This is a genomic window from Mycobacterium sp. P2_H7, assembly GCF_056403275.1.
The window spans coordinates 21,480-27,704 of record NZ_JBFUFU010000029.1; the positions used below are offsets into that span (position 1 = coordinate 21,480).

7 protein-coding genes are annotated in these 6,225 nt (G+C 67.3%); 6 read left to right on the forward strand and 1 reads right to left on the reverse strand.

Translation table 11 applies throughout. The features are described from left to right. Positions 1-7: 7 nt before the first annotated feature. Genes AC1DY7_RS30400 through AC1DY7_RS30425 form a run of 6 tightly spaced genes read left to right on the forward strand, consistent with a single transcriptional unit; the run spans position 8 to position 5,291 of the window. The gene (locus tag AC1DY7_RS30400) at positions 8-760 is read left to right on the forward strand and encodes a 5'-methylthioadenosine/adenosylhomocysteine nucleosidase (RefSeq protein ID WP_477497479.1); all 753 of its coding nucleotides are present in this window, start codon (positions 8-10) and stop codon (positions 758-760) included. Then, on the forward strand, positions 760-1,566 hold the full coding sequence (locus AC1DY7_RS30405; protein ID WP_477497480.1) for an alpha/beta fold hydrolase: 807 nt from the start codon (positions 760-762) through the stop codon (positions 1,564-1,566). The genes AC1DY7_RS30400 and AC1DY7_RS30405 overlap by 1 nt, the downstream gene beginning before the upstream one ends. Positions 1,567-1,575: 9 nt before the next feature. Continuing rightward, a complete protein-coding gene (locus AC1DY7_RS30410; RefSeq protein WP_477497481.1) occupies positions 1,576-2,775 on the forward strand; it encodes a cytochrome P450 in 1,200 nt (399 codons plus the stop codon). A 2-nt stretch (positions 2,776-2,777) separates the two neighbouring features. After that, the gene (locus AC1DY7_RS30415; RefSeq protein ID WP_477497482.1) at positions 2,778-2,969 is read left to right on the forward strand and encodes a ferredoxin; all 192 of its coding nucleotides are present in this window, start codon (positions 2,778-2,780) and stop codon (positions 2,967-2,969) included. Positions 2,970-3,012: 43 nt separating this feature from the next. Further along, positions 3,013-3,828 carry an LLM class F420-dependent oxidoreductase gene (locus tag AC1DY7_RS30420; protein ID WP_477497483.1) on the forward strand — a complete coding sequence of 272 codons (816 nt, stop codon included), beginning with the start codon at positions 3,013-3,015 and terminating at the stop codon, positions 3,826-3,828. A gap of 32 nt (positions 3,829-3,860) precedes the next feature. Further along, positions 3,861-5,291: an HNH endonuclease signature motif containing protein gene (locus AC1DY7_RS30425; protein WP_477497484.1), complete on the forward strand. Its 1,431-nt coding sequence runs from the start codon at positions 3,861-3,863 to the stop codon at positions 5,289-5,291. A gap of 10 nt (positions 5,292-5,301) precedes the next feature. On the opposite strand, the gene AC1DY7_RS30430 is transcribed toward AC1DY7_RS30425, so the two are convergent. Beyond that, positions 5,302-5,967 (reverse strand): hypothetical protein, encoded by a 666-nt coding sequence (locus tag AC1DY7_RS30430; RefSeq protein WP_477497485.1) that lies wholly within the window; start codon positions 5,965-5,967, stop codon positions 5,302-5,304. Positions 5,968-6,225: the final 258 nt, after the last annotated feature.

The window sequence follows — 6,225 nt, forward strand, 5'->3', positions numbered from 1 at the left end:
TGGCGGCATGACCGTAGGCGTGCTGTGCGCGATCCCGGAAGAGCTCGGTAGTTTCGTCCAGCTGATGCAGGACGTCACCCAGACCGAAGTGGCGCGGTGGACGTTCGCCGACGGCCTTCTCGACGGGCAGCGCGTGGTGGTCGCCGAGGCCGGGATGGGCAAGGTGAACGCCGCGACCGCCACGACGCTGCTGATCGCGAAATTCGGCTGCGATGCCGTCATCTTCACCGGTGTCGCCGGTGGCCTGGACCCCGAACTGACCATCGGCGATATTGTCGTCGCCGACCGGATCCTGGCCAACGACTCGGGAATCATTGAGGACGAACGCCTTTCGCTGTACCAGCCGGGACACGTGCGGTTCTTCAACCCGACGGACGAACTCGGGTACGACGTGGACACCGATCTGCTCGACCGGGTGAAGCACCGGCTGTCTGCGGTGTTGCTGCCGTTTCTCGACCCTGAGGCCGGCGGGCAGGGCCGCGCGCCGCGAATCACGTTCGGCACCATCGTCTCCGGTGATGCCTACCTGCACTGCGGCGTCACCCGGGAGCGCCTGCACCGCGAGCTGGGCGGGTCGGCCATCGAGATGGAAGGCGCTGCGGTGGCCCAGGTCTGCACGGCATTCGGGGCGCCCTGGCTGGTGATTCGAGCCCTCTCCGATCTCGCCGGCCACGACCCCGACATCGACTTCACGGTGTACACCAAGCATGTTTCCGACGCGTCGGTGCACATCGTGCATTCACTGCTGCCGACGATCTGATGGACTCGCGCACGGTGCCGACGACGCTGGGACGCCTGCGGATACAGACCCGCGGCACCGGCGACACCATCCTGTTCTGGCCCAGCCTGCTGATGACCGGCGACATGTGGGCCGGGCAGGCAGAGGCGTTCGGCGATGGGCACCGGGTCGTGCTGATCGACCCACCCGGCCACGGCGGCAGCGAAAAGCTGACCGCGCCATTCACTTTCACCGACTGCGCCCGCACCGTCGTCGACCTGCTGGACGGGCTCGGTGTCGAACACGCGCATTTCGTCGGCAATTCGTGGGGAGGCATGATCGGCGGCACGTTCGCCGCGCAATACCCGGACCGGATCGGGCGCGCGGTGCTGATGAACTGCACCGCGTCGGCGGCGGGTGCCCGGCAGCGCTTCGAATACGGGCTGCTGTTGCGGACGGCCAAGCTGCTCGGCGGCATCCGCGGCCCGCTGACCCGTGAGGTGCTCAAGGCATTCCTCGGCCCGACCACCATGCGCACCCGTCCCGACGTCGTCGCCTTCGTGCGGGCGGCCGCCGCGCGGGTCGATGTCGGGTCGGCGTCATGGGCGGTGCGCAGCGTGGTGCCGCACCGGCCGGATCAGCATGCGCTGCTGGGCAGTGTGCGCACCCCGGTGCTGGTGGTCGCGGGCGAAGAGGATGCGACCTTTCCGCTCGCCGAGACGCTGTCGATGGCCGATGCCATCCCGGGTGCGGCCACCGCGGTGCTCGACGGCGTGGCGCACCTCGCCGCGTTGGAGAATCCGACCGTCGTCAACGCGCTGATCAAGGATTTCGTGTTCGGCGCGTAGCGTGTCTACATGACCCAGACGCTGCCCCCGGTACACATGCGGCGCAACGGCTTCGATCCGACACCCGAGCTCGCCGCCCTGCGCGAGTCGGCGGGCGTGCAGTCCGTCATCGGCCCGCTGGGCAACCGTGCCTACCTGATCACCCGGCATGAGGACGTGAAGGCCGTCCTCGCCGATCACGAGCATTTCTCCAACAGTCGCCCACCGGGGTTCACCCTACCCGGCGCGCCGGAGATGTCCGCCGAAGAGCAGGCCAGCGCGCGGGCGGGCAACCTGCTGGGGATCGACCCGCCGGAGCACCAGCGGCTGCGCCGCATGCTGACCCCCGAATTCACCATCCGGCGGATGAAGCGACTGGAGCCGCGGATCGCCGAGATCGTCGAGGAGCGCCTCGACGCGATGGCCGCGGCCGGGGGTTCGGTCGATCTGATCGACGAATTCGCCCTGCCCGTACCGTCATTGGTCATCTGCGAGCTGCTCGGCGTGCCATACGACGACCGCGCCGACTTCCAGGAGCGGTCGGGCAGGCAGCTCGACCTGTCTCTGCCGATCGCGCAGCGGATGGCGCTGCAACAGGAAAGCCGCGATTACATGCGCAGACTGGTCGTCGCGGCCCGTCGCGCTCCCGGCGAGGACATCCTCGGCATGCTCATCCGCGAGCACGGCGATGAACTGACCGACGACGAACTGGTCGGCATCGCCGGGTTGCTGCTGCTGGCCGGCCACGAGACGACGTCCAACATGCTGGGGCTGGGCACGCTGGCATTGTTGCGCCATCCCGAACAGCTGGCCCGGGTGCGCGACGACCCCGACGCCATCGGGCCGGCGATCGAGGAACTGCTGCGCTGGTTGTCGGTGGTGCAGCATGCGATTCCGCGGTTCACCACTGCCGAGGTCGAGGTGGCCGGCGTGGTGATCCCGGCGCACTGGCTGGTGTTCGCCTCACTGCCGTCGGGCAACCGGGACCCGTCGTTCGTCGAGGATCCCGACGTTCTGGACATCGGCCGTGGCGCCCCGGGCCATCTCGCCTTCGGCCACGGTGTACATCACTGCCTGGGTGCGCCGTTGGCCCGGATGGAGATGCGCATCGCGTTCCCGGCATTGTTCCGCCGCTTCCCCGGACTGACTCTGGCCGAGGACTTCGACGATGTCGAATTCCGGTCCTTCCATTTCATCTACGGACTACGGTCACTGGCAGTGAGGTGGTGAGAATGCATATCGATGCCGACCGCGACGCATGTATCGCCGCGGGCAACTGTGTGATGGTGGCCGATGCCGTCTTCGATCAGGATGACGACGGTGTGGTGGTGCTCCTCGGCGACGAGGTTCCCCCCGGCGAGGAGGAGCGCGCCCGCGAGGCCGTCAAACTCTGCCCGGCCAGCGCGCTGCGCGAAGCCCCGTAGCGCACCCTGGAATAAATCGCGATGAGCCTTGCTTGTCGCGTGAATGACCTATCCCGTGCGCGTTGCCGTCCAGATCCAGCCCGCCGAGACCCCTGACTACGCCACCTGGCGCCAAGCCGTCCTGCACGCCGAGGAGATCGGCGTCGACATCATCTTCGGCTACGACCACTTCCACGCGCCGTTCATCGAATCCATCGCCGACGCGAAACCGGTGCTGGCCGAAGTGCAGCCCGACGTCAACAACTTCGAGGGCTGGACCGCGCTGGCGTCGTGGGGCGAGATCACCACCCGCGCGGAACTCGGCCTGCTGGTGGCCGGCATCGGTTACCGCAATCCCGATCTGCTGGCGGACATGGCGCGCACCGTCGACCACATCAGCGGCGGCCGGACCATCCTGGGCGTCGGCGCGGGCTGGTACGAGAAGGACTACACCACCTACGGTTTCGACTTCGGCACGGTCAAGTCCCGAGCCGACCTGTTCGATGAGGGCCTGCTGCGGATCGAGAGCAGGTTCGCGCAGTTGCAGCCGGCACCGTTGCGCAAGGTTCCCATCCTGATCGGTGGTTCCGGGCCCAAGCGCACCCTGCCCGCCGTAGCGCGGCACGCCGACATCTGGCACACCTTCCTGCCGATCGACTCCTACCGCGAGGCCAGCGCACGCGTCGCCGAACTCGCCGCGGGCTTCGGCCGCGCCGATTCCGACATCGAACGGTCCACGCTGTGGGCCGATCCCAAGTCCGCGGACGAGTACCTGTCGGCCGGCGCGTCGTTGTTCCACACCGAGCTGCGCGCCTCGGACGGGAAGTTCGACTTCAGCACCGTCGATAAGCTGGTGGACTGGCGCGATACGAAGCGCTGAGAGTTGTCGGGGTCGCGAGTAGCATCGAACACATGTTCGATACGGTGCCGCAACCCGATCTCCTCCAACGGGTCTGCGACCGCGCCCGGGCCAACAATCAAGCCGCCGCCGCGCTCTACACCACCATCGGCGCCCTCTACCGCCAACGCCTCGCCGAACTCGGAGACCGCACGGAATGGGTACACGACACCGACGACGCGGTCGCCACCGAAATCGCTGTCGCACTACGCATCAGCCAAGGCCTGGCCATGACCTACCTGCGCACCGCCCGCTGCATGCACGAACGCCTCCCCCAGCTGGCCGCCCTGTTCACAGCCGGAGACATCGACTTCACCCTTTACGACGCCCTGGCCTACCGCACCGACCTGATCGACAACCCCGACACACTGCACACCGTCGACACCGAACTCGCCGCCAAAGTTCCACGCTGGCCCTCCCTTTCACGCTCCCAGATCTTCCGCCGCACCGACCGGATCGTCGGACGCCACGACCGCGACGCGATCCGGCGCCGCAAGAAAGCCATCGACGACCGCCACCTCGACATCTGGAACAGCGGCGACGGAACCTCCGAAGTCCGCGGCCACCTCCGCAACTACACCGCCGACGCACTCAACGAACGCGCCAACGCCCTGGCCGCCACCGTCTGCCCCAACGACCCACGACCCTTGTCCGCACGCCGCGCCGACGCCCTCGACGCCATCCTCGCCAAACAAGACCGGATGGAATGCGAATGCAGCCGACCCGACTGCACCGCAGGCGACAAACCCCCAGCCAGCCCCGTGCTCATCCACATCGTCGCCAACCAGAGCACCCTCGACGGCGACGACATCCCCGGCCTGTCCGCCACCGGGGACCTCATTCCCGCCGACGAAGTCCGCGAACTCGCCCGCACAGCGCGGGTCCTGCCCGTGATGCATCCGCACGACGCACCACCGGAAGCCGGATACGTCCCCTCCCGCGCACTGGCCGAATTCATCCGCGCCCGCGACGTGACGTGTCGCTTCCCCGGCTGCGACACACCGGCCAGACAATGCGACATCGACCATACGACGCCCTACAGCAACAACGGCCCCACCCATGCCTCGAACCTCAAATGCCTCTGCCGCAGAAACCATCTGGACAAAACCTTCGGCGGCTGGCACGACACCCAACTACGCGACGGCACCATCATCTGGACATCACCCACCGGCGAGGTCTACATCACCCTCCCCGGTAGCGCCGACCTGTTCCCCACCCTCATGACACCCACCGCCGCCCTGCCCGACACACCCCGCCCGGCCCGCCAATGCGATGACCGGACGCAGAAAATGCCCAAACGCCGCACCACCCGCGCCGAAAACCGGCGCCGCCGCATCGCCGACGAACGCCGGCTCAACCGCAACGACCGTGACGCCGCCGCTCAGACCGAACGATGGAACCAGATGATCCGCACAGGCCTCAAAGACCTGCCACCCCCGTTCTGAGCGGGATTCGTCATTCGATGGCGTCCGGCAGGTGGATCACCCCGGAGCGCGCGAGCAGCATCAGGCTCACGATGAGCACCCACACCGGGAACACCAGCGTCAGCCAGACGGACGTGTCGGCGGCCACCAACAGGGTGACCGCCGTCGCGTAGGTGGTCCACACCAGCCAGCGGGGCATCACACCGGTTTTCAGCCAGATGGTGGCCAGCGAGATCATGAAGACCGCGGCCATCCGTAGCGCGTAGGTGCGGCCCAGCGCCGTCAGCAGCATCGTGGCGAAGGACACCACCTCATCGCGGGCCGCGGCGTCGGTCACGTGGGTGGCGCTGTGCGCCAGACCCATTCCGACACTGGTGGTGGCGAACACCATCGCAAGGAACAGCAGGCCCGCGCCGAGGAATACGGACGAGAAGAATTTGTCCTCGACGGCCGCGAAGCCGTCGCGCACCACGCCGATGAACCAGAGGAACGCGATGCCGGCGAAGGGCATCAAGGTCGCCGCCAGTTTGATGTGGTCGCTGCCGACCACGGTCCACTGGGAACCCAGCTTCCCGCCCTCCGGCACGCTGATCCACAGCAAGATGAGAGCGGTGGTGAACAGCAGGGAGAACAGGACACCGGCGGCCGCCGCCGCACGCGGGGTGGTCAAGCGATGGAACTGAAGAGTCGACGTCACCGCGTCATGTTCGCATCCGGCGCGGCTGCTGCGTGCCGAACTAGCGCTGACGCGCGCTCGCGGTGTGCCGGGTGATGCCGTGCTGACTGCAATGGCGCGTCCCGGCGACCGGCGCTGCGGTGCAGCCCGGGCTTCGACAAGAACGATTCAGGTAGGTCATCAACCGCTACTTTCACACGTGATAGCGCCATGGACGCATCGATGGAATGAATGAGCGATGACGACTTGGCAAGCGAAGAGGGCCGACGCGGTTCACAC

What these genes read in the sequence shown, in the direction of transcription:
- AC1DY7_RS30400 (WP_477497479.1), top strand. Translation starts at nt 8, where the DNA reads ATGACCGTAGGCGTGCTGTGCGCGATCCCGGAAGAGCTCGGTAGTTTC.
- AC1DY7_RS30405 (WP_477497480.1), top strand. Translation starts at nt 760, where the DNA reads ATGGACTCGCGCACGGTGCCGACGACGCTGGGACGCCTGCGGATACAG.
- AC1DY7_RS30410 (WP_477497481.1), top strand. Translation starts at nt 1,576, where the DNA reads ATGACCCAGACGCTGCCCCCGGTACACATGCGGCGCAACGGCTTCGAT.
- AC1DY7_RS30415 (WP_477497482.1), top strand. Translation starts at nt 2,778, where the DNA reads ATGCATATCGATGCCGACCGCGACGCATGTATCGCCGCGGGCAACTGT.
- AC1DY7_RS30420 (WP_477497483.1), top strand. Translation starts at nt 3,013, where the DNA reads ATGACCTATCCCGTGCGCGTTGCCGTCCAGATCCAGCCCGCCGAGACC.
- AC1DY7_RS30425 (WP_477497484.1), top strand. Translation starts at nt 3,861, where the DNA reads ATGTTCGATACGGTGCCGCAACCCGATCTCCTCCAACGGGTCTGCGAC.